The 22,539-nt window shown below is 39.6% G+C and carries 27 protein-coding genes; 5 read left to right on the top strand and 22 right to left on the bottom strand.

The window, feature by feature from the left end:
- Window positions 1-268: 268 nt before the first annotated feature.
- The 11 genes from VB711_RS24305 to VB711_RS24255 form a co-directional block, all read right to left on the bottom strand.
- Window positions 269-1,216, bottom strand: a complete 948-nt coding sequence (locus VB711_RS24305; RefSeq protein WP_323288985.1) for a F0F1 ATP synthase subunit gamma — start codon at window positions 1,214-1,216, stop codon at window positions 269-271.
- Window positions 1,217-1,228: 12 nt separating this feature from the next.
- Window positions 1,229-2,749: a F0F1 ATP synthase subunit alpha gene (atpA, locus tag VB711_RS24300; protein WP_323288984.1), complete on the bottom strand. Its 1,521-nt coding sequence runs from the start codon at window positions 2,747-2,749 to the stop codon at window positions 1,229-1,231.
- Window positions 2,750-2,825: 76 nt separating this feature from the next.
- The gene (atpH, locus tag VB711_RS24295; protein ID WP_323288983.1) at window positions 2,826-3,380 is read right to left on the bottom strand and encodes an ATP synthase F1 subunit delta; all 555 of its coding nucleotides are present in this window, start codon (window positions 3,378-3,380) and stop codon (window positions 2,826-2,828) included.
- Window positions 3,380-3,940, bottom strand: a complete 561-nt coding sequence (locus VB711_RS24290; RefSeq protein WP_323288982.1) for a F0F1 ATP synthase subunit B — start codon at window positions 3,938-3,940, stop codon at window positions 3,380-3,382. The genes atpH and VB711_RS24290 overlap by 1 nt, the downstream gene beginning before the upstream one ends.
- 185 nt (window positions 3,941-4,125) lie before the next feature.
- Entirely contained in the window at window positions 4,126-4,617 is a 492-nt protein-coding gene (locus tag VB711_RS24285) for a F0F1 ATP synthase subunit B' (RefSeq protein ID WP_323288980.1), read from the bottom strand.
- Window positions 4,618-4,831: 214 nt separating this feature from the next.
- Window positions 4,832-5,077, bottom strand: coding sequence for an ATP synthase F0 subunit C (gene atpE, locus VB711_RS24280; protein ID WP_015206126.1), 246 nt, complete (start codon window positions 5,075-5,077; stop codon window positions 4,832-4,834).
- Between the two features lie 148 nt (window positions 5,078-5,225).
- Window positions 5,226-5,984 (bottom strand): F0F1 ATP synthase subunit A, encoded by a 759-nt coding sequence (gene atpB, locus VB711_RS24275; RefSeq protein ID WP_323288978.1) that lies wholly within the window; start codon window positions 5,982-5,984, stop codon window positions 5,226-5,228.
- Window positions 5,985-6,095: 111 nt separating this feature from the next.
- Window positions 6,096-6,545, bottom strand: coding sequence for an ATP synthase subunit I (locus VB711_RS24270; protein WP_323288977.1), 450 nt, complete (start codon window positions 6,543-6,545; stop codon window positions 6,096-6,098).
- Window positions 6,546-7,030: 485 nt separating this feature from the next.
- On the bottom strand, window positions 7,031-7,300 hold the full coding sequence (locus VB711_RS24265; RefSeq protein WP_323288976.1) for a type II toxin-antitoxin system HicB family antitoxin: 270 nt from the start codon (window positions 7,298-7,300) through the stop codon (window positions 7,031-7,033).
- 61 nt (window positions 7,301-7,361) lie between these two features.
- Window positions 7,362-7,940 (bottom strand): hypothetical protein, encoded by a 579-nt coding sequence (locus tag VB711_RS24260; RefSeq protein ID WP_323288975.1) that lies wholly within the window; start codon window positions 7,938-7,940, stop codon window positions 7,362-7,364.
- 438 nt (window positions 7,941-8,378) lie between these two features.
- Window positions 8,379-8,966 (bottom strand): hypothetical protein, encoded by a 588-nt coding sequence (locus VB711_RS24255; RefSeq protein WP_323288974.1) that lies wholly within the window; start codon window positions 8,964-8,966, stop codon window positions 8,379-8,381.
- A 501-nt stretch (window positions 8,967-9,467) separates the two neighbouring features.
- Between VB711_RS24255 and VB711_RS24250 the strand changes: the two genes are divergently transcribed.
- Entirely contained in the window at window positions 9,468-9,902 is a 435-nt protein-coding gene (locus VB711_RS24250; RefSeq protein WP_323288973.1) for a hypothetical protein, read from the top strand.
- Window positions 9,903-9,944: 42 nt separating this feature from the next.
- Here VB711_RS24250 and VB711_RS24245 read toward each other — a convergent pair whose 3' ends face one another.
- Complete coding sequence (locus VB711_RS24245; RefSeq protein ID WP_323288972.1) at window positions 9,945-10,166, bottom strand: hypothetical protein; 222 nt, start codon at window positions 10,164-10,166, stop codon at window positions 9,945-9,947.
- A gap of 228 nt (window positions 10,167-10,394) precedes the next feature.
- Here VB711_RS24245 and VB711_RS24240 point away from each other — a divergent pair, with 228 nt between their 5' ends.
- Together VB711_RS24240 and VB711_RS24235 are read left to right on the top strand one after the other, a co-directional pair.
- Window positions 10,395-10,655: a hypothetical protein gene (locus VB711_RS24240; protein ID WP_323288971.1), complete on the top strand. Its 261-nt coding sequence runs from the start codon at window positions 10,395-10,397 to the stop codon at window positions 10,653-10,655.
- Window positions 10,642-10,911 (top strand): type II toxin-antitoxin system mRNA interferase toxin, RelE/StbE family, encoded by a 270-nt coding sequence (locus VB711_RS24235; protein WP_323288970.1) that lies wholly within the window; start codon window positions 10,642-10,644, stop codon window positions 10,909-10,911. The genes VB711_RS24240 and VB711_RS24235 overlap by 14 nt, the downstream gene beginning before the upstream one ends.
- A 130-nt stretch (window positions 10,912-11,041) precedes the next feature.
- Here the strand turns inward: VB711_RS24235 and VB711_RS24230 are convergent, their stop codons facing one another.
- From VB711_RS24230 to VB711_RS24215, 4 genes are all read right to left on the bottom strand, one after another.
- Window positions 11,042-12,229, bottom strand: a complete 1,188-nt coding sequence (locus tag VB711_RS24230; RefSeq protein WP_323288969.1) for a class I SAM-dependent methyltransferase — start codon at window positions 12,227-12,229, stop codon at window positions 11,042-11,044.
- Window positions 12,230-13,146: 917 nt separating this feature from the next.
- Window positions 13,147-13,383 (bottom strand): hypothetical protein, encoded by a 237-nt coding sequence (locus VB711_RS24225; RefSeq protein ID WP_323288968.1) that lies wholly within the window; start codon window positions 13,381-13,383, stop codon window positions 13,147-13,149.
- A 24-nt stretch (window positions 13,384-13,407) separates the two neighbouring features.
- Window positions 13,408-13,881 (bottom strand): hypothetical protein, encoded by a 474-nt coding sequence (locus VB711_RS24220; protein WP_323288967.1) that lies wholly within the window; start codon window positions 13,879-13,881, stop codon window positions 13,408-13,410.
- A 371-nt stretch (window positions 13,882-14,252) separates the two neighbouring features.
- The gene (locus VB711_RS24215; protein ID WP_323288966.1) at window positions 14,253-16,997 is read right to left on the bottom strand and encodes a pitrilysin family protein; all 2,745 of its coding nucleotides are present in this window, start codon (window positions 16,995-16,997) and stop codon (window positions 14,253-14,255) included.
- 311 nt (window positions 16,998-17,308) lie between these two features.
- On the opposite strand from VB711_RS24215, the gene VB711_RS24210 reads away from it, so the two are divergent.
- Window positions 17,309-18,283, top strand: coding sequence for a hypothetical protein (locus tag VB711_RS24210; RefSeq protein ID WP_323288965.1), 975 nt, complete (start codon window positions 17,309-17,311; stop codon window positions 18,281-18,283).
- Between the two features lie 446 nt (window positions 18,284-18,729).
- Here VB711_RS24210 and VB711_RS24205 read toward each other — a convergent pair whose 3' ends face one another.
- The 3 genes from VB711_RS24205 to VB711_RS24195 are packed head-to-tail and all read right to left on the bottom strand — an operon-like array spanning window position 18,730 to window position 19,455.
- Window positions 18,730-19,110, bottom strand: coding sequence for a hypothetical protein (locus VB711_RS24205; protein WP_323288964.1), 381 nt, complete (start codon window positions 19,108-19,110; stop codon window positions 18,730-18,732).
- Window positions 19,103-19,291, bottom strand: coding sequence for a hypothetical protein (locus VB711_RS24200; RefSeq protein ID WP_323288963.1), 189 nt, complete (start codon window positions 19,289-19,291; stop codon window positions 19,103-19,105). Before VB711_RS24200 ends, VB711_RS24205 begins: the two co-directional genes overlap by 8 nt.
- Window positions 19,288-19,455, bottom strand: coding sequence for a hypothetical protein (locus VB711_RS24195; protein WP_323288961.1), 168 nt, complete (start codon window positions 19,453-19,455; stop codon window positions 19,288-19,290). The genes VB711_RS24200 and VB711_RS24195 overlap by 4 nt, the downstream gene beginning before the upstream one ends.
- Window positions 19,456-19,650: 195 nt before the next feature.
- Here VB711_RS24195 and VB711_RS24190 point away from each other — a divergent pair, with 195 nt between their 5' ends.
- Window positions 19,651-19,974 carry a helix-turn-helix transcriptional regulator gene (locus VB711_RS24190; RefSeq protein WP_323288960.1) on the top strand — a complete coding sequence of 108 codons (324 nt, stop codon included), beginning with the start codon at window positions 19,651-19,653 and terminating at the stop codon, window positions 19,972-19,974.
- 138 nt (window positions 19,975-20,112) lie between these two features.
- On the opposite strand, the gene VB711_RS24185 is transcribed toward VB711_RS24190, so the two are convergent.
- The 3 genes from VB711_RS24185 to VB711_RS24175 all read right to left on the bottom strand — a co-directional run.
- On the bottom strand, window positions 20,113-20,796 hold the full coding sequence (locus tag VB711_RS24185; RefSeq protein ID WP_323288959.1) for a Crp/Fnr family transcriptional regulator: 684 nt from the start codon (window positions 20,794-20,796) through the stop codon (window positions 20,113-20,115).
- Window positions 20,797-20,982: 186 nt separating this feature from the next.
- Window positions 20,983-22,188, bottom strand: a complete 1,206-nt coding sequence (locus tag VB711_RS24180) for a HetZ-related protein 2 (RefSeq protein ID WP_323288986.1) — start codon at window positions 22,186-22,188, stop codon at window positions 20,983-20,985.
- Between the two features lie 35 nt (window positions 22,189-22,223).
- Window positions 22,224-22,539 (bottom strand): carbon dioxide-concentrating mechanism protein CcmK (locus VB711_RS24175; RefSeq protein ID WP_323288958.1); only part of this gene is annotated, 316 nt, incomplete at its 5' end.

Genomic DNA, 22,539 nt, shown 5'->3' with positions numbered 1-22,539 from the left:
GGGTCTAGTACATCGCGGCCTAAATCAAGCCAGCAAACTAACCCAATCGCTAAAAACCCTACCGGAAAACGCTTACTTGTCTATGACTTTTAACTTCCACCCTGCCGTACTAGCCCTTTAGGTAGATAAAATTTTTCTGATTGGAATTTTTTAAAAATATCAATAATCTGAATCAAATCTGCGGAATATAGGTTAATTAGTAAAAGTTGAAAATAACTGATGATTGGTTATGGTTAATTTCACCAATTACCAATCACCAATTAACAAATTAAGTCAACGCTTCAGCACCACCAACAACTTCCAGGAGTTCCTGGGTAATTGCGGCTTGACGGGCTTTGTTGTAAGACAAGGAAAGACTTTTAATCAATTCCCCGGCGTTTTCACTAGCGTTACTCATTGCAGTCATCCGCGCTGCTAGTTCACTGGCGGCTGATTCTTGTAATGCCCGTAATAGCTGATTACTCAGATACAGGGGTAACAGAGAATCCAGGATTTGGACTGGATCTTGTTCAAAAATCATGTCACGAGGTAAAGGACGGACTTGACTGGTGACTTTCTGCCGTTCTACTTCAAATTGACCACCACGAGTTGTCAACCGGAATATCTCGTCATCTGCTGCTTCTAAACCTTGAAGATCAAGGGGTAGCAAAGTTTGTACCACAGGGCGAGAACTAACTAGAGAAACGAATCTGGTGTAGACTAGCTCGATGCGGTCAACTTTTTCTGAGAGGAACAAAGAAAGTAGTTGATCAGCAATTTCCGTTGCTTCGGCGGCGGTGGGAATTTGTTCCAAACCGCTATATGTGGCATCAATGGGTTGGTTGCGACGTTGAAAGTATTGGGTGGCTTTGCGGCCAACTAATACAAATTGGTAGTCTAGACCTTCGGCTTTGATTTCCTTGGCGCGATTTTCTGCCCGACGAATCACGTTGGAGTTGTAACCACCACACAGTCCTCTGTCACCGGAAATAACCAATAATCCTACTGTTTTAACTTCCCGTTTTTTCAGCAGTGGCAGGTCTACATCTTCAAACCGCAGCCGAGTTTGTAAGCCGTATAATACTTGTGCCAAGCGGTCAGCAAAGGGACGGGTGGCAATCACCTGTTCTTGGGCGCGACGTACTCTGGCCGCCGCTACTAGCCGCATGGCTTCTGTGATTTTTTTGGTGTTTTTGACCGACTGAATGCGATCGCGTATTGCTTTGAGATTAGCCATAATCCGATTTTGTTACGCCGTAGCTTGGAAGGTCTTTTTGAACTCGGTTAGTGCTGCTTTCAAAGCTGCTTCTTCTTCTTCACCCAGGACTTTTTTGCTTTGTACTGCTTGGAAATATTGGGTGTTGACGGTCTTCAAGTAATCCCGTAGACCTTTGGCGAAGACGGTGACTTTATTGGCAGCAATATCATCTAAATAGCCGTTAATACCAGCGTAAAGAATTGCTACTTGTTCTGCTACGGTGAGGGGGTCGTTTTGTGGTTGCTTCAAGAGTTCCCGTAAGCGGACACCACGCGCCAACTGATCTTGGGTAGCTTTGTCTAAGTCAGAAGCAAATTGGGCGAATGCTTGCAAGTCGTCAAACTGTGCCAATTCCAATTTAATTTTACCGGCAACTTTTTTCATTGCCTTGGTTTGAGCAGCAGAACCGACGCGGGATACTGAGATACCGGGGTTTACAGCCGGACGGATACCAGAGTTAAACAAGTCGGAAGACAAGAATATCTGACCGTCGGTGATGGAAATTACGTTGGTAGGAATGTATGCGGATACGTCACCTGCTTGGGTTTCGATGATTGGTAAGGCGGTCATGCTGCCTTTGCCCAATTCGTCGCTCAATTTAGCGGCACGTTCCAATAGGCGGGAGTGGATGTAGAATACGTCTCCGGGGTATGCTTCCCGTCCTGGTGGACGACGGAGTAGCAAGGACATTTGGCGATAAGCTTGTGCTTGCTTGGAAAGATCGTCGTATATTACTAAGGTGGCTTTGCCTTTATACATGAAGTATTCGGCGATGGTTGCACCTGTGTAAGGAGCTAGGTATTGTAGGGTAGCTGGGTCACTGGCGTTAGCGGCTACGACTACGGTGTAGTCCATCGCGCCTTTTTGTTGTAAAGTTTGAACTACGTTAGCAACGGTGGAAGCTTTTTGACCGATCGCCACGTAAACGCAAACTACATCTTCACCTTTTTGGTTGATGATTGTGTCGATCGCGATCGCTGTTTTTCCGGTTTGGCGATCGCCAATAATCAATTCCCGTTGACCACGACCGATGGGAATCATCGAGTCAATAGCGGTGATACCGGTTTGCATTGGTTCATGTACAGACTTCCGGCCAATAATCCCAGGGGCTGGAGATTCAATCAACCGGGTTTCTGTGGTTTTCAAATCGCCTTTACCATCAATGGGGCGACCCAAAGCATCGACAACGCGACCAACTAAGGCTTCACCTACGGGAACTTGAGCAATTCTACCAGTAGCAGTTACAGAGCTACCTTCTTGAATTTCCCGTCCTTCACCCATCAACACCGCGCCCACGTTATCTTCTTCTAAGTTTTGGGCGATGCCGATTGTGCCGTCTTCAAATTGTAAAAGTTCCCCAGCCATGGCCTTTTCTAAACCATAGATCCGGGCAATACCGTCACCAACTTGCAGTACAGTACCAACGTTAGCAACTTTAACCTCTTGGTCGTATTGCTCGATTTGTTGTTGAATAATGCTGCTGATTTCGTCAGGTCTAATGGAAATGCTCATTTGTCTGTGCTTTTGTTGCGGAAGAACTTAATTAATGATTGGTAGTTGGTAAAAATCTTACCTAGTCCCCAATTTTTTAGTTACTGCTTAAACTCAAAGAAAGGCGACGCAATTGACCCCGTAAACTAGCATCAATCACTTGAGATCCTACTTTGATAATCACACCACCAATTAAGTCGGTGTCTATCTTCGTTTCCAGTTCTACTTGGCGAGCATTGGTAATGCCGATCACCTTTTCGGTGATTGCTTGCTGTTGAGCTTCTGTTAAAGCAACCGCAGAAGTAACCTCTGCTAAGACGGTTTGATTTAACTGCCGCAACAATACCAAATACTGCTGTAATATTGCTTCCAAGAAAGCAATGCGTCTTCTGTCAACCAGTAGTAACAAAAAGTTACGCAGGTAGGGACTAACGTTTTCCCCAAGAACTTGTCTGAGTAGAGCTTTCTTGTTTTCAGCCTGAATAAAGGGGTTGGACAAAAAACCCTCAAGTTCTTTGTTACCCGCCATTAAGCCGAGGAAAGTACGCGCATCTGTGCCAAAATCTTCTGTTAAGTTTTTGGATTGCGCCAGAGACAACAAAGCCTGTGAGTAAGGCTGGGCTATTTCGGCAGTTGCTGCATTACTTTTCATCAATTTCCTCCCAATTGTGCGATGCTGCGTTCAATCAAAACTTGTTGAGCATCGTCAGCAATTCCGCTCTTGAGTTGGGCTTCAACCTTTTGCAGTGCTTGAGCAACGACTTTTTGACGTAATTGAGCGATCGCTCTATCCAATTCCGCACTCAAGTCAGCAGCCCCCGCTTCTTGCATCCGTTCAATATCCACAGCCGCCTGTGCCAAGATTGCTTCTTTAGCAGCTTGAGCATTGTCTTGGGCTGCTTTTTTAATTCTTTCCGCTTCTGCACTAGCTTGTTCCAAGTTGGTCTGCGCCTGTTTCAATTTATCGGCTGCATCCTTGGCTCTTTGCTCTGCACTCTTAATTGCTGTTTCAATATTTTCTCGACGAGTTTGCAGGGTATTACCCACCACTTTTCGCCCAAATACAAACAGCACAGTAATAATAATGGCCAGGTTGATTAGGTTAGCGTCTAAAATATTTGTGTTTAGACTGAACCCTCCTTCCCCTGCTCCTTCGGCCAATTCACCGGCAACGGTGCTGGCTTCGGCCATCAACAGTAAAAAAGTCCCCATGATTTTTCATCCACAACTGCGCGGCCATTGCTTAACATTATTTGACGTTATAGTGGTATGCACTTGAATCAGATACAGAATTTACTTAAAAGTCATACAGCAACATACTTTTACTCCTGACTTCTGAATCCTGACTCCTGACTCCTGCTATAGCGTCTTTACAATGTCCATTAACGTTTCCAACTTTAGCGTTGGTTGACTAAATCAGCCCCTAAAAGCTTCTCTAGCATTTGGCGACTGAGGGCATCAACTTGTGCTTCTAAAGAAGCCAAAGCTTGTTGTTTTTGCTGCTCTATTTCACTAGCAGCCTGTTCTTTCTTTGCTTGGGCTTCTTGTTGCGCGGCGGCAATTTTCTGTCCAGCAATTTTTTGTCCTTCAGCTTGAGCATCAGCAACTATTGTTTGAGCTTGTCGTCTAGCACCCGCTAAATCTTGCTCATACTGCTCTGCTAATTTTTCGACTTTTGACAAGCGTTCTTTTGCTTCTAATTGATTGTTACGGATGTATTCATTCCGTCCATCAATTGCATTGCCTAGTGGCTTGTAAAGTGTTGCGTTCAATATTAGGGCTAAAACTAGAAACTGAATTGCCATTAAAGGCAGGGTGGCATCTAGATCAAACAGTCCCCCTTCTTTGGCAACTTCTTCTACAGCCAATAAGGTGATCCAGTGTGTCATGTTTGCTTTTTCCTATCTACTATTTTAGTAGGGACGAACTCCTTGTTTAGACAAGATCAAATCGGTGGCTAAAAATCTCCCCACACAGTTAAAAACCAAATGTTGCCTGAGTTTCAAGCTCTTGGTTTTTTATTAGTCCGCCCAGGCGGACTTTGTTTGTGTAGACGTGAATTATATTCGCCACAATTCTGTCCGCCCCTACTTGTGACTAAAATTAAGCGAAGGGGTTAGCAAACAATAGCACTAGCGCAACTACTAGACCGTAGATGGTTAATGCTTCCATGAATGCCAAGCTCAATAGCAATGTACCGCGAATTTTGCCTTCTGCTTCTGGTTGACGAGCAATACCTTCTACAGCTTGTCCAGCAGCATTACCTTGACCAATACCAGGTCCGATTGCAGCCAAACCAACAGCAAGAGCAGCAGCGATAACGGAAGCGGCGGAAACTAATGGATCCATGATATTCTTTCCTTACTTTAGTGAGTGGAATGGGTTTTGTAGTTGTAAAAACATTCTTGCGGAATGTCTATACTGGTTTTGGTCATTTGTCAGTTTTCGGTTGACTGGTAATTATTACCTTTGACCTAATCACTTTCATCTGAGGGGTTTAATGATGTCCCTCATGCTCCTCACCACCATGATGATCTTCCATCGCTTCGCCGATGTAAGCAGCAGCTAAGGTGGCAAAAATTAGTGCTTGAATGGCACTGGTAAATAGTCCCAAAGCCATTACTGGTAGGGGGACGAATAGAGGCACTAGCAACACTAGCACTCCTACCACCAATTCATCAGCTAAAATGTTACCGAATAACCGGAAGCTTAGGGAAAGGGGTTTGGTGAAATCTTCAATAATCTTGAAGGGCAACATGAACGAAACTGGTTGAACATAGTTGCCAAAGTACCCCAATCCTTTTTTGCTGAATCCTGCGTAAAAATACGCTAATGATGTCAACAATGCTAAGGCAACAGTTGTATTGATGTCACTTGTGGGCGCTGTGAGTTCACCTTCTGGCAGATGAATCAGTTTAAAGGGAACTAGCGCCCCTGACCAATTTGACACAAAAATGAACAAAAACAAAGTGCCGACAAATGGCACCCAAGGGCGATATTCTTTTTCGCCAATTTGGTTTTTAGCCAAATCCCGAATGAACTCCAGGGCATACTCCATAAAGTTCTGTAGGCCGCTGGGAATCCTTTTGATATTACTGCTTGCCAAGACGGAAGTTAGCACTAGCACGCCAATAACAAACCATGAGGTGAGAAACACCTGGCCATGTAGCTTCAAGTTACCTATTTGCCAGTACAGATGTTTTCCCACTTCCAATTCAGCAAGTGGAAGAGAGTAGACGTTCAGAAAATTCAGCATTTTCTTTCCAATTCAATCGTTTCTCCAATATTACCTGGAGAGGAGGAGCTAATTTTGCGGCGTGGATATTCCTCTCGCAAAACCTGTGTAAGTCTTTTGAGTTTACCGGAGCTATCTTGAGTCAGAGATAACGGCCACCCTAACGACGTAGATGATGAGCGTGGCTTTATAGGTGAGAAATCCCAAAAATATGGGCAGTATTTGCAGTTGATTCCACCGCGATGCTAGTAAAATCAGGGCTACTAATAAGGCTAACCGAGTTTTACTCAGTGATTGTTTCTCTCTGCCCAATCGCTCAACATCTTTCGCCAACATTCTTAAGTAAAGCACACCTGAACACGCCCCTAACAAATAATTCAGGGCAATGTTTAGGGAGTAAGCAATCCACACGGATACAAAGATGGTCGTTGTTAAAACAAGGGTGATGATTATCAACTCTTGATAGAGTCGATAAAACTCTTCCATAGAAGAGTCTACTGGTTCTCCTTGTTCTTCAAGACCAGGTTCAGCATCTTGTGGTGTTGTTGGAGTGGGAACAATCAAATCTTCTGACAAGCTCACGGCACTTGAAACCAGTACAGCTAATATAACGTGACTGCATATTGAGTCACTTGAATGATATCACGGCGCGGTGACAATCCTTTAGGAAAAAACAATTAACTTATTTTTGGCTTTTTGGCGATCGCTAACAGAGTTACCAGAAGGTGAGTAAGACGAGTGTTGTTTGAGGAGATATCTTACCCTAATTTAAGCCTAACTCTATTTTTGCTAAAGTGTTGGCTATTATGGCATGAACAACCTTCGTGGACTAATAAAAAATCAAGGTTTTTAACCCACGTATCCCTTACGGAACCGCAGGAATAGGTAGGACTGCCCGTGTAGCCAAGCCACTGCGTTGGGCGGGTTTCCCGACTTAAAGCAAGTGGCGCGCGATTTCCAGTCGCCAAGGCTTCTTTTAGAGGATATCTGGCAAATAGTCTCGCTCAAACTGTGAATAGTGCGATGGTGATAAGAAATTGCTTTCGAGTACGGATAAAGAGTCAAGATTAAAGACCTATAGGAATACTTACTTGTAGAATAATACTCACAGGACTATCAAGTTCATAGATAGATGATGGTTCAGGAATAGGATCACCATATTCTCGCATTACTTTTAAATGTCCAATAATAGCTTCTTTAATATTTTTTTCAATTTTTGCAATTGATTCGCCAGTAGTCACACATCCCAATAAATCAGGCACATAAGCCGATAGATTATTATCAGCTTTTTCGACTATCACAATATAATTTATAGTTTTTGGAGTTAGAGCGATCATATTTTAGGGTGTATCAAGCAGACTAGGGTTCAGCACTGCTAAACCCCTACTGGAAATTTGACTATGCTTTAATTAGCGTTTTAGATGGTTTGATCTTCTTGAGTGCTATTTTGCCCACTGCGTAAGCACCAATTAATCCTAACCCTAAGTTGGGCGAAAATTCAAAGGGGACTGGAGTAGCAGCACTGGGAGTTAAGGTTAAAGCTGTGAAACCATTATCTGCGAGGGTGCTTTCATTGGATGTCTGCCCTACTGGAGAACCAGATACTCCGAAAGTCACCCTGTATGGAGTAGATAAAAAATTGCTACCATTCGTAAGACCGCCACTACCTCTATAAAACTGAGTTGCAGTGGTACCATTCCACAAAAAGCCCTGGGTTGGTTGTATGTCTGTAAAAGTTGCACCCACCAAAGATGGTTCAAAGGCAGAAGCTGTAACATCAAATTTAGTGACATCAATGGTAAAGTTAAATGCGCCAGCAGTATCTGCAAAAGTACCATTGGTTTCAAAAGTGCCGACTTCAGCGCCACTATTAAAAGACCAGTTCCACAATAAGGCTTGTGCGGGCTTAATTTCGGTCAAGGTCATAGTCAAGGCTATGCCAACAGTTGCGATTCCGAGTCTTGTGGCTAATTTCACGATGGTTGTCTGTAAAAAAAACTACACGTATATCATAAGCTAAACCTGATTTATAGACAAGAGAATAAAATAAAAAACGTTGTTAGCTGTATTTTTGCAGCTTATAAAATGCTTAATAAAAGTCTATTTATCTCAATTTTTTAACGCTGTCATTTTTATAAAGAAGAAAAATAGACAAATTCAGAAACTTAGGGATTTTATAGAACAGTCATCAATTAAACAAGATCAAAAACCAAAGATGTTGACTTATACTAAAAACGGTTGGGATATAGACTTTTACAAAATTACGAAAAACCCAGATTTGTATGGGTTTAGCACTGCTAAAACCTTACCCACAGAATCAAATGATTAAGCCGTTTTTAGTATAATTACACAAGGAAGGTAGATTATGGTTGCAGACGAGGGTTCAGAACTGCTAAACCCCCACTGGAAATTTGACTATGCGTTGATTGGTGTTTTAGATGGTTTGATCTTCTTGAGTGCTATTTTGCCCACTGCGTAAGCACCAATTAATCCTAACCCTAAGTTGGGCGAAAAGTCAAAGGGGACTGGAGTAGGAGCAATTGGAGTTAAGGTTAAAGGTTGAGAACCGGTGGTTTCAAAGGTTAATCGATTCGTTAATCGTCCAATTGGACTTGGAGAGGTAGTAAATGAATAAACGAAATCGCTACTCTCAAAGACGTTAAAACCGGGGGTTCCACGAATTCTTGCGAACGTAGTTACAGTAGTACCATCCCACGCAAAAAATTGTATCCCACTACTCTGTGTCTCTGGAGTGTCAAAATTTGCCCCTACAAGTGATGGCGCAAATGCGGAAGCGGTGACATTAAATGTACTAGGATCAACCCTAAAGCTAGATGAACCTGCGGTATCAGCAAAAGTACCATTGGTTTCAAAAGTACCAGCTTCATCACCACCATTAAATGACCAGTTCCACAATAAGGCTTGTGCGGGCTTAATTTCGGTCAAGGTCATTGTTAAGGCTATACCAACAGTTGCGATTCCGAGTCTTGTGGCTAATTTCACGATAGTTGCTTGTAAAAAAAAACTACACGTATATCATAGGCTAAACCTGATTTATAGACAAGAGAATAAAATAAAAAACGTTGTTAGCTGTATTTTTACGGGTTATAAAATGCTTAGTAATAGGATGGTGATCTCAATTTTTCAACCCTGACATTTTTATAAAGAAGAAAAATAGACAAAATAAAGATGTTACTTGTTACTATTACAAGCACGTAAAATACTTATACAAGGAGGAAAAATATTTCTGATTTAAGTAAAAGAAATATTAAACATATAAATAAACATCTACCAGAATTTCAAAAATATGATCCAGCAATTACTATTGATGATTTAATTAAACTAGGAGAAAGCATTAGTCAAAACCCTGAAAACTTAATTAGTATTCCGACTGGTAGACAGGTTTTTGAAAAAGAGGTTATAATTGGCATAAACGCAGTTAGAGTTGTTCTTAACTTTTTGGGCGCGTTACGTTCGGTTCACATTAGATATTAATTCAAAAATATGAATATTTCTTTTACTCTTGATCAACAAGAAGTAATTGATTCTAACGATCCTGTGGGTAATATGACGATTACAGATGGTAAAACCATACTAACCGTAGAATCAACTTATTTAGATTCGTGGTTTGACGTTTTAATTGATGGATTACAAGGTTTAAATAAAAAAGATAAACTAACTCTAGAAATAGTTGAAGAACCAGAGATGATTATTTTTGAAAACACTTTACCAGGTTTGAAGATTACTTACGGAAAAGAAGAACTCTTCTTTAAGAAGAATTACTTTTATCAAGAGCTTCTCAACTCAGTTAGAGAATTTCTATTTCAATTAAATCAGAACGAAAAAGACTTAACAAGTCTGCCAATTGTTCGGAAACTTAGAAATTTTATAGAACAATCATCAATTAAACAAGATCAAAAACCAAAGGCGTTAACTTAACTATAATTAATTTTGAGAGCAATAAGCATAACAAATCTGGACTTAGGTAGCATTATTTAATATCTCGTCTAGAATTTCCTGAGTTAAGCCATTTCCTTGAGCTTGTTCCTGCATCTCCTGAATAATTTCTTCTAAAGAACGACTATTCATAATTTGTTTTAACCATCCATTCATAATAATTTGTATTTTTTGACGTTCTATTAAATTCGCTTTTTGATATGCCCTAGCAACTTCTGAATCCACCTTGATGCTAATAGTTTCCATAACTTACCTCTAAATTAGGCTAAAACTATATCTATCCTATATTAAAATTGATAGAAAAATCACCCAATCTCAAACCTATCTCGCAAAATCCAAGACTCACAACCTGAACGGTATCAAAAACTAAAAATATGGCTGCAAAAAGTAGAACTTGAATTTTCTTCTCATATTTTACCAATAAACGATTTGCATGATTAAAATCATATTCATCAAATAACTAGGTACTTAATTATGATTAAAGATGACATCATTAACGAATTGCAATATATTCCTGAATCCAAACTACAAGCCCTATATGAGCTAATTCACTACTTTAGATTAGGAATTAACAGCGAAATATCCGAAGAATCTAGGGAAGATGAAGACCTAAAAATAGATAAAGATCAATGTTTAAGAACCTTACAAAAAATCAAACAGGGGGATTTATCTGGCTTTAGTGAGATTGGCGATATCAGAACATATATTCAAGACTTAAAAGATGAAATTAGTTAAAGATGATGACTATATACGGAAAGAACGCAAATTCTTTAAAAAACGTCCTCATTTAGTTGATAAATATGGAGAAGTCTTAGAAAAGCTAAAAGCTGATCCATTTGATTCTTCACTAAAAACACATAAATTAAAAGGTGAACTAAGCGAATTTTATTCATGCAGTCTCACCTATGAATATCGAATTATTTGCGTGTTTTTAATCCAAGATGAAACAATTATTTTAGTTAATATTGGTAGCCACGACGAAGTTTATTAAAACATAGTTATGACCACCCAATCAGAAGCCCAACTGCAAAGCATAAAATATACCAGAGTCAAGATTAAAGACCTATAGGAATACTTACTTGCAGAATAATACTCGCAGGACTACTAATTAATTTAATTTTTTAACTATAATTGGGTGTGAGTAAAATCATCTGTAGTTTTAAGAGTTTTCTCACTTCATTTAACCCCAGTTCCACCTTTGTTAAAATGTCAGACACAGTGGATTTACTATCACAATTTTGCATAAATTCAAACTCGGCTGGTGATAGGTTGACAATTTGGTAATCGTAGTTAAATAAAGTTTGACTGGGAAATCCATCTATGCAGGGGTTAAGTTCAGGAATTGCGTCTAATACGGTGTTATCTGCTGACCAATCAATTTTAGTAATGGGTGGACGACCGAGGAAAAATTCGTAATGGGTAACTTCTGGATCTAGTAATTCTATCAGTCGATAACGTTCTCTTTGGGTCAATTCTTTTGCTCGTTCTATTAACTCTGGTGCTTTGTCTAATAGTCTTTCTAACTGCCAAAATCCGGGATTTGAGAAGCCAATAAATTCTAAACCGGAAGCATCAATTAATTCAAATAGTGTATCAATATTGTAGTCTGTTTCCTGGGGATGCACGTACATATCGGCGAAACATTCATCTCGGTGGTTTTCCATTGCCCAGCGTTCTTTTTCTCGCTTGACAATTCGGTTATTTTCTGGTAAAGAGGCAAATAATTTTCTACCGATTTGCACACCATCGGGGTAGTCCCCTTTTCTGTTACCTTGGAGGAGTGCGATCGCTCTTTGCATGAGTTGAATTTCCCAGCGTCCTAATTCCCCATAGACAAAGATGTGCATTAAGCCACCAGGGGCTAATTTTTTGGCTAAGGCTTGAATACCGCGAATTGGGTCTGGTAAGTGATGTAACACACCCACAGAGTTAATAAAATCAAATTCCCCCGGAATCTGTTCCACGTCGTACAAACTGAGGTGGTGGAACTCTACCCGGTCAGCACCTGAACGTTGACAGCGTTCTTTGGCTACTTCTAATGTACCTTTACTGATATCAATCGCCACTACCTGGGCTTGGGGGTTGAGATGTACTAAATATTCTGTCCCCACACCGGAACCACAACCAGCATCTAAAATGCGGATATTTTGGTTTTGTGGTTTTCTCCCTGTGCAGAAGTTGTAAGCGGCTAACCAATTCCATCGCCAATTATAACCCGGTGGTGGTTCATCTAGTAAGGGTTCTGGCGGAAATGGGTAGATATCGTAGAGTTTAGCAACAGCAGCACTGACGGTTTGGGAGTCGGACATGATCTAGAATAATGCGGCACTTTTGAGTTTACCGGATTGGGGACAATTCGCGCAAATGAATATTTATTTTTGAGCCAAGGGTTATAAAAAAATAAAACATAAAAAATAAAACCCCCCTTATCGGGTAATGACAAGAGGGGATTTGGAGCTAAAGTCCGGTAGGGTAATCGGGCTACTTAATATTTAATATTTATAGGCGTTTAATCAAGTCCTCCTTTAGATAGATAAATTTATCATTTTTGTGGCTATTTGGTATCCTTTATAAAAAAATCCCCCCATTGTCCAATATCAATGAGGGGATGTGGTGTTTAAGTTCGTCAGGTGATCGGAATATCTAATTATTTATTATTTATGTCCTCTATGTTTATTCCTCCATTAGATAGAGAAATACTCCATCATTTAAACTATAATTGTAATGTTTAGCACCGAGTTTATTTTCTCTTTAATGGATAAAATATGGGTGAAACACTTGCTAGATATACTTCTGGAGGATGAGAAATTACTCTATTTTTACAATACCTTGTCCATTTTTTGTAGGTTGGGTTAAGCGACAGCGCAACCCGACGCATTTGTTGGGTTTCGTGCCTCAACCCAACCTACAAATCAACACTTTTTTCAATTTGGACAAGGTATTGTTTTTAGAAAATTTTTATCAATCTTTAATTAGGTCTTGGTAAATAAAGCTAAAACTGAGATATATCAAGGGTTTGGATGTGAAAAATGTGAATCAAGTGCAAGGAATAAACGTTGAAAATGTTCATTTACCTATCACTTGACCAAATTTAATACTGTTCTTCTCTTCTTCTAATTCTTCCTCCTGACTCCTGACTCCTAGCCCTAACGAAAAAAATTTTCCGCAAACCCTAATTAAGCACTTGATATTTTTCCTAGACTACCTTACTATTAAAAAGTCTAAATCATTTATTTTTGCTCAATAACAAAGTTACATAAAAGCGTTTTTTAGAAAAGGGAATATTAACTCTAATGTTGACACCAGGGGTATGAATGATATAGTGTTTAAATACTCGTTTTAATTCTGCTAATTGAACGTTGGTGAAAGTTGCTGCTGTTTTTACAGGAATACGAGCAAAAAAAGTACGGATAAAAGGATCTATCCGGGGCGATTTTTTTTTAATTAAGCGTTTGATAAACATATTTTTGGCTGATCAACCTAAATTTTAAAATGTCGGACTGTGTTCATTATCCCAACATTTTCCATTACGCCAGTTTCTACCAGTGTGTTCACATTCCGATTGCTTGTAAATCCAAGGAATTGATGTGGGATAAAAGGACTTGGGTAAGATACCAGAGGAGGAAAATACAAAGGAGAAGGTAGTCAGTCCAGAAATAGCCAGGATAATGAAAACCATTAAGAAAAATAGGATATTGCTGGGAGTCCAAAAGGTATTTAAAGACTTTTCAGATCGCGTAATCTGACTGTTTCGACGCTCTGGTCCTGCTAAAATGACGAGGTAAAGTTTGAGTCCAGGAATGGGGACTGAAATTCGCAGGTCTGAAGGATGATGAACCCACCTATGAGTGCTAAAACCTGTTTTTATTGCTTCTAATTGTTCGTTTGTAAAGGTATCTGCTATTTCTGGAGATATCTTAGTGAAAACTTCTTCAAAAATAGTATCATCATGTTTTATCATTTTAGCACTTTTAAGGAAAGATGTAGTAATTACACGACTATATAGAATATAAAAGTAACATGAGTTTGTTTAGTTGTCTTTGATGTTTTTACAGATAACTGTCAAGAAATTGTAAAGGGTGGAAATCAGGATTTAAGGATAAACAGAATTAAGTTTGATGATTCCTGGGTCTGTCCCAATACTTGTCGGTTAAGAGTTTTTGTAGGTTGGGTTAAGCGACAGCGCAACCCAACAAAAGCCCGTAAATGTTGGGTTTCCTAACGTCAACCCAACCTACCTGATTTAATGTTTTTAGCTCAACCGAGAAGTATTGGGGTCTGTCCTGTTCATCCTATCATGTTAAAAATCCTGTTCTGAAATTTGTGTGTTAACTACCTTTGGGGACCTGCGGTAACAATGACTAGATTTTCTGGTTTGATTAAGTCTTCAATTACTTGTTTCATCTGAGTCATGGTGACAGATTGAATGCGTTGGGGAAATTCGCGGATTTCTGCGGAAGATAAGCCTAATATGGCATTATTTAAGATAATGTTGGCGACTTCGCTGGGATTGGCTAAGTCTACGGGGTAACTGTTGGTAATGGAACGTTTGGCTGTGTTTAGTTCTGCTTGAGTTATACCTTGTTGACGCAGTTGTTGTAGTAAAGCTATTGTACTAGCGATCGCTTTTGGGGTATCATCAGGTGCAGTCTGCATGGAAATTAAAAAGGGTCCAGGATTGATTCCAGCAGCAAATCCACTATAAATACCATAGGTCAATCCTAAGCGATCGCGCACTTCTGTTCCCAACCGACTGGATAATGTATCACCCCCCAAAATCTGATTTAGGACTAATGCTGCATAATATCGGGGATCTGTGCGAGAAATGCCATTATATCCCAAATAGGTAACAGATTCAGCTTTACCAGGAATTACAGCCTTGAATTTGGTGGAATTTGCCGGAATTTTTACGGTTGGTATATTTAAAGTTGGTGCTTGTCCCTGGGGTTTCCAATTCCCAAAAGCCCTATTTAATAAGTTTCTCACCTGTTTAGGCTCAAAATCACCGACTACGGTGAGTGTTGTTGTGTCTGGTCGATAGTGTTGCTGATAAAAACTAACCACGTCTTCACGAGTAATACTCTCTAAAGTTTCTAGGGTAGGAAAGCTATAAAAAGGGTGATTTTTGGGGTAAATTGCTTGCTGGAATAACCGTCTTCCCAAGGTTCGGGGGTCATCTAACTCAACTTTGAGATGAGTTAATGCTCGTTGACGACTCAGTTCTAACTGGTCTGTGGGGAAGGAGGCATTTTGAACTACATCTGCTAAAGTTTGAATTAAAATTGGTAAATTGGCTGTTAAACCTTGACCAGTAATACCCACACCTTCACGATTAGCAGTAAAATCTAGAAAACTTCCCCGATCTTCCAAGGTTTGAGCTAAAGTCAAAGCGTCTTGAGTTTTAGTTCCATTCATTAAATTACCAGCAGTCAATGTTGCTAATCCTGCTTTTTGATTTCCATCAAATTGGCTACCGGCGTTAATTTGTCCACTGAGGTTAATGGTGGGAAGGCTAGAATCTTGTAATAGTAGGACTTTTAAGCCGTTGATCAGGGTAAACTGTTGGGGAAGAGATTGCTGAGTGGTGTTGGTTGTTGATTTTGTTTGTGGCAAATATTTCGCCAACTCTGCGGGATCTACTGGTTCGCCAGGACTGAACTTTTCTACTATGCGTCCAGAAAAACCGCTAGTTTCTGCTTCACCATCTACTAAGGTTGGTTCAAAAAAGCCGATGGTTTGTTTTGTTGGGTCAAGGTATTTTTTGGCGACTTGCTGGATATCTTGGGGAGTAAGTTGAGCGATCGCCCTCAAATATGTTTCAATAAAATGATAATCTCCGGCAATTGTTTGGCTATAGGCTAACTGGCTGGCTTGACTACTGATATCCTGATTATTTAAGATGAACCCGGCTTGCATTTGCGTTTTAGCTCGGTCTAACTCTTGAGTCGTGACTGGTTCTTGTTGCAGTTTGGTTAAAGTTTCCTGAATTACCTGAGCAATTTTACTTAAATCTTGACCGGGTGCTGCTGTAGCGTTAATTTCATACCAACCCGGTTCTATCAATTCAGTTGCAGTACCACTAGCTGAACTAGCTAATCCCGATTCTACCAAAGCCTGATACAGCCGAGAACTACGTCCACCAGTGAGAATATTATCCATCACATCAATTGCTGGGACATCAGGATGTTTAATGTCTGGTAAGGGATAGATGGCTTGTAACATGGCTGCACTTCCCGGTTGTTTGAGTACAATTGGCGTTTTTTTACCAATACTCACAGGCGTAACAACAGGGGAAATTTTAGCACCTTTTTGTTGTCTTGGTGGTATTTTGCCAAAGGTTTCTTGAATGACTTTTAGTGTCGGTTCGGTGGTAAAATCTCCTGTAACTACCAAAGTAGCGTTTTCTGGGGTGTAGTAAGTTTGGTAATAGTTTCGCACCTGATCAACAGTAAATTCCTGTACATCTGCTTTTGTGCCACCTACAGGTAAACCATAGGCGTGACTAGGAAAAGCGGCTTTTCGTACTGCCCGATCTAACCGATAGCTAGGTGAGTTTTCATACCCTTGTAATTCAGAAATAACTACACGTTTTTCACTATCTAGCTGCTCTGTTTCAATTAAAGCATTTTTCATGCGATCGCTCTCCAGAGTCAGCAGCGCCTCTAATTTATCTCGCTGTACTGTCCCAAAATAAGCTGTTTCGTCAAAGCTAGTAAAAGCATTGAATTGACTACCCAAAGCACTAAATAACCGCCCAAATTGCACTGGACGCTCAGAAGTACCTTTAAACATTAAATGTTCTAGTTGGTGAGAAATACCACTTTCTCCTTTTCCTTCGTTGCGAGAACCAACTTTATACCAAACCTGCACACTAACCACGGGGGCGGTATGTACTTCTTTAGTTAGGACAGTTAAGCCATTTTCCAACACAGTTTTTTTTACGCCTTGGGTGAAAGAGAGTGCAGAAACAGGTGTAACTGCTGGTGTAGCAGCGTTGAGCAAATCGCTGGAAATTGGCAAAATACCAAGGATAAGGCTAAGAAACAAACCTATTAGCATATAAAAACGTAGCTTCATAAGCGGTTGAGGTGAGACAACAAAGCCCCAAATTTGGGGGTAAAAGGTGATTTGAATTAGAAAATCTCTCTTTTTGGTAATATTGGTAATAACAGATATTTATCAAAAGTTGAGAAGTGAAGGACTAAGCAGGTTTTGCTATTCCTCTAGTGTAGTCATGAAATTCTAGCGTGAAGAGGAAGAAAGAAAGAAAAAAGAACGGCGGATGCTAGATTGGTTAGATAACTCACACCTAGACCAGCTTATTTTCGAGAAATAGAAGAAATAGTAAATTAAAATAATTCCTAATTTGTAATTCGTAAATTTTTGTTATGAAAGAAATAACTGCCAATTATGATGAATCTTGGAAAGAAGCATTAACCGAGTACTTTGAAAGCTTCTTAATATTCTTTTTTCCTGAAGTCCATCAATTAATTGATTGGACTCAAACGCCTAAATCCCTTGATAAAGAATTACAGGAAATTACAGCTTCATCAGAGACAGACAAACGTATTGCTGATCAACTTTATCAAGTTTGGTTACTTGACAAACGAGAAGTTTGGATATTAATTCATGTGGAAATTCAAAGCCAATATGAAGTAGATTTTGGGCAACGGATGTATATTTATAATTACCGTTCCTTTGATCTATATCACAAACCTGTAGTTAGTCTAGCTGTTCTAGGTGATGAAAGGAATAATTGGCGACCTAGCACTTATGGTTATTCCCTTGGGGGGTGTGAAGTTAGTCTTAAGTTTCCCATTGCTAAACTGCTGGACTATGAATCACGTTGGCAGGAATTAGAATCAAGTGACAATCCCTTTGCTATCATAGTAATGGCGCATTTGAAAACTAAAGCAACCACTGGGAATTTATCAGAACGGGAGCAATGGAAATGGACATTAATTCGCGGACTTTATGATAGAGGTTTAACAAAACAACAAATTGTTAAACTCTTTAAAATCATTGACAAAATGATGACTTTACCTGAGCAATTACAGCGAAAGTTATTAAATCAACTTAATAATTTAGAGGAGGAAAGAAAAATGCCTTTTATCAGTCCAACAGAAGAAATGGCAATAGAACGCGGTAAAGAGATTGGAAAAGAAATTGGTGCATTACAAAAGGCTCGTGATAATGTCAAAACTGTTTTACAAACTCGACTAGGTGAGGTTTCGTTAGAGATTATAGTATCTCTATCTCAGATTTCTAATCTATCTATTTTGGATGAAATGTTGAAATTGGCAGTAACAGTTAATTCTTTGGAGGATTTTAAACAGGCTTTGGAATCGGTAATATCGAAATAATTAATAGTGAATGGAATTTCCTAAGAATAAATTACGTTTTTTAACCCACCTTTTGCTTAATGGTAAATTCGGTGGGTTTTGTCTGTATAATTAAGTGATGTTAATACTTGTCTAAACTTCAATGAGGTTAATCCAATATAGCGGTATGCACTTGGGTGAGATACATCATAAGCCCCCTCCTCGCTTGCGGGGAGGGGGTTGGGGGTGGGGTTCTTGTATTTCACTCAGCCGAGAACCGCTATATGGCATCTCATTATTTTACGAATATTCTCGAATCATTAGCTGTTGATACATGGGCTATTTTACGTGACTCATTAGAATTAGATATCTCAATTATTGAGGAAACAATTAGAGATATATTACTTTCTATAAAATAAAATCTAAATGTGGGAGATTTACATGAAAATGCCTCTTTCATTTACCTACAATTTCCCACAGGTTTCTATTCACGCTTCTATTTTAATACTGGGGGACACTTGGATTTTTGGTAATGGTTTTAATGGGGTATTGATGGGAGAATAACGACAATAACAAATAACTACTGATTCAAAAGTACCCACAGGTAAATCTGGTACATATTCTTCTACCTTTGAAACTTCCCAATCACCAATCCTATAATGTGTACTTGCACCTGGAAACTCAGGATCTACATATTCTTCAATTTGACGAAATTCCTTGAGTCTATAACCAGGTTCGGGAATAGGTTTTTTAGAACCATCATAATGTTCAGCTAAGATATCAGTACAAGCTCCAGTATGAGATAGTAACATTTTTTCCCAGTTTTCTAACTGTCCTTTATCTGCTTTGAAAATAATATATTTACTCATTTTCTGATTCCTCATAATAATTAGGAAATTCTGTTTCACCTTCAAACACACAATCCACTTTGAGAATTTTATTATTAGTAGGTTCTACTTTCAATAATTCCCATCCGTATTTATCAGCCATTTCTTGACATTTATCTCTGTCTGTTGCTGCGTGTCTGGAAATTTTTTCTTCGTCTGTCATGGTGATTCTACTTGTTGAGATTTTTTATTTTGTGCGATCGCTCTCTTGACAATAACCTTAGCCAATTGCGGAACACTGAGAAACTCTCTAGTAGCCCAATCCTCTAAGTATTTATATTCATCTTCTTCTATGCGAATTGTCATTTGCGGTTTTTTGGAAGGCATATCTCACCATGATTCACTACTCCTAAATTATCGTTCTTATTAGTCTGATTGACTAATAATGAATTAAAGTAGTTACAGGTGAGTCACTTGTAACTATAATATTCACAGGTAATACATTTGTCAACTATATAAAAATCTGACATTTTAACTAAAATAGTATTATTAATATCTAACATTGTCCAAAATAAATACATTATGACTACCAACATCCTGGATAACATTGACCTGCGGACATTGGGAGAACTCTTACAACAAGCCCGTAAAAAGTGCAACATGACTCAAGCTGATGCAGCCAAGATTATTGACGCTGCACGCACCACCATGATCGCTATTGAAAAAGGAGAACGCCGTCTCAAAGCCAATGAACTAATTAAACTTGCTCGTGCTTACGGACGTTCTGTGAGTGACTTTGTTTGGCAACGTCCAGTTATACAACCTTTTGAAGTGCAGTTTCGAGCAGTTTATCAACGCAGTCAGGAACAACAGGCAGAAATTGAACCATTTATCCAAACTACATAATGTACTCAATGCAATTCAGGTTAAAGGACGTTATAAACCACCCAAAAATCATCCTCTCCGAAACTGGTGGCAAGCTGTTTCAATCAATTAATGAATAAATTTGCAATTATTTCAGGTTTTCCTCTAAACCATAATTTACTAAAACTTACTAGCTAAATTCACCAACTGTTTATAGTTGGCTAAATAAATGGTGCTGTTTGCCTGATCAACGTTAATCCATCCTTTTTCCTGGAGTTTTTCAATAATTTGGGTGGTTTCTTGAACGCTAATTTCGGTAACTTCGGCTAAATCCTTAAAAGGGATCTTAAAGATTTCTTTACCGGCGGCTGATTCCTGACCATAGCTATCACTTAAACTAACTAACGTATGGGCGAGTTTAACTGCTGGTGGTGAAGACCGCATTTCTAGACGCTGGTTAATTAGCCGTAATCGCCTTACCATCAATTGCAGCATCCGATGATGTAACTGCGGGTCTTTAAACAAAATTTGAATAAAACGCTCTCTGGCAATACTCAATAATTTAACTGAAGAAAGGGCGATAACATCAGTTGAACGGGGTGATTCGTCCAAAACTGCCATTTCTCCAAAAAAGTCGCCCCGACCTAAAATTGCTAGAGCAAGAGAATCATCGTCTTTGGTACGTCGGACTTTCACCCAACCTGACACTATAAAGTAAACCGCATTACCCCAAGCGTCTTCCATTAAAACGGCTCGTTCTGATGGATATTCATGTTCAATTGCTATGTTGAGTAACCATTCCAAAGTTTGGGGATTGGCTGTACTCAACAGGGGGAAAATTTCACTAAAAACCTCAATTTGCATGGAATATTGGCTAGGAATAACTTCAGGTGATTAAAATTTAAGGAAAATTGCCGTAGCAAGTCTCTTAACGATTGTGACAGATCAGTATTAATTTTTTAGTCTCTAATTTATAGTAGGGGGTGGGTTGTATGAGATGATTTATACATTATAACTCTAGGGGTGGCAGATTAGCGATCGCTATCTCAATTACAACATAACAGAATCCAGATCTGTCGCTCTTAATTTTTGGGCTGCAAGATAGATTTTAGTCCATTCACCCATAACTTGATGGGTTTTCATTTCTAGCTGTTGGGCGATCGCTTCGATGGAATTTCCAGCTTTTCGCAGCTTTAGGACTTGTTTTCCTACGGGTGATAATTGTTCATTTAGTTGCTCCCATTTGCGTGGTGTTAACCCCAAGTTTTGTTCATCTAAGGAAATTGACAACCAATTATCTACTAACTCTGGTTGATTCTTGAGAGCAAAAATCCTTACAGCATGATAACTAATTTTTTCTCGCAGTCTATATACTTCTTTGATCGGCTGATTGAGATTTTGGGCAATTTCTTCTTGAGATTTGCCTTGCAGATACAATTGTAACCAATCTACTGCTTGTTGTCCTAAATTTTGGCGTAAATATTCTTCAAATTCCTCTTGTACAGACTGACGCAATAGTTGTTGCGTTTCTAAATGTTGTGTTTCTTGATATTGAGCGATCGCTTGATTATCCAACAAATTAATTGGGTTTTCATGATCTTCTGTCAGCACTTCGTCAGAAACCAGTTTAATCAAGTCCTTGGCTGGTACTTGGGTGACTCCCCCTCTTTGAATCCGACGCAGATAGTTGACAAAGCGATAAGCCAAAAGGGGTTGATTGCGGACTGGACGCAGACAATACTCTTCTATACTAGCAAACAATAGGGTATCCCGTAATCGTCTATCATCGGTAATTCCGGTAATACAGCTTATTTGTTGCTGCATATAAGAATCATTTTGTAGTAGTTCTTGGATGATTTCTTGTAATACATCAATTACACTACGCTGGCGATCGCGACTCAAAGCCACCCAAGTTTGAATTTTATTTCTTAATGTCACCACACCCCCCAATCGGCTGATCAGGTGTTGATAAGCACGTTCTCGCCCCATCCCTAAATAGCGTTGACGCAAAATCCGCCAGCGATATTCCATCGCTTGTTTAGCGATCGCTAATTCTTTAGAATTTAGTAGCTCAAAACGGTTGATATCTTCTCCCAGCAACCAAAGAACAATACTTTCTCTAGTCGCTTCACTTTGTTCTGGAGATTCAGCAGCCAGCCGATTGCGCCAATATTCTGCTAGGCTGGCCGCATCCTTGGCCATAATCAAATTATGCTCCTCGAAACCCTGTTTTAAAGTTGGCATCACCACACCCACACTCAAGTCAAGGGTCGTTCTCTTGACCGTAACATTTAACGCCCGTAACCTGCTCCAATAATCGGATTTTCCACAGAATCGCGATATTGTTGAACCGCCTCTGTATAGGCAATTGGTAACACTGCTTCCACATTTTCATGGGGACGAGGAATAATTACCCAAGATTCCAAAGTACCGCCGTGAACCTTTTCCACAGCTTCCACACCGGCAGCCATAGCGGTTTTCACTTCAGAAACATCACCGCGAATATTGACTGTAAAACGAGCGCTACCCACTCTGATATACCCCACTAGGGTAACTCTTCCTGCTTTTACCATCGCATCTGCTGCTGCCAGAACTGCGGGAAAACCC

Source organism: Cronbergia sp. UHCC 0137 (assembly GCF_034932285.1).
Lineage (GTDB): Bacteria > Cyanobacteriota > Cyanobacteriia > Cyanobacteriales > Nostocaceae > Cronbergia.
This window is presented reverse-complemented; position numbering and strand designations above follow the sequence as displayed.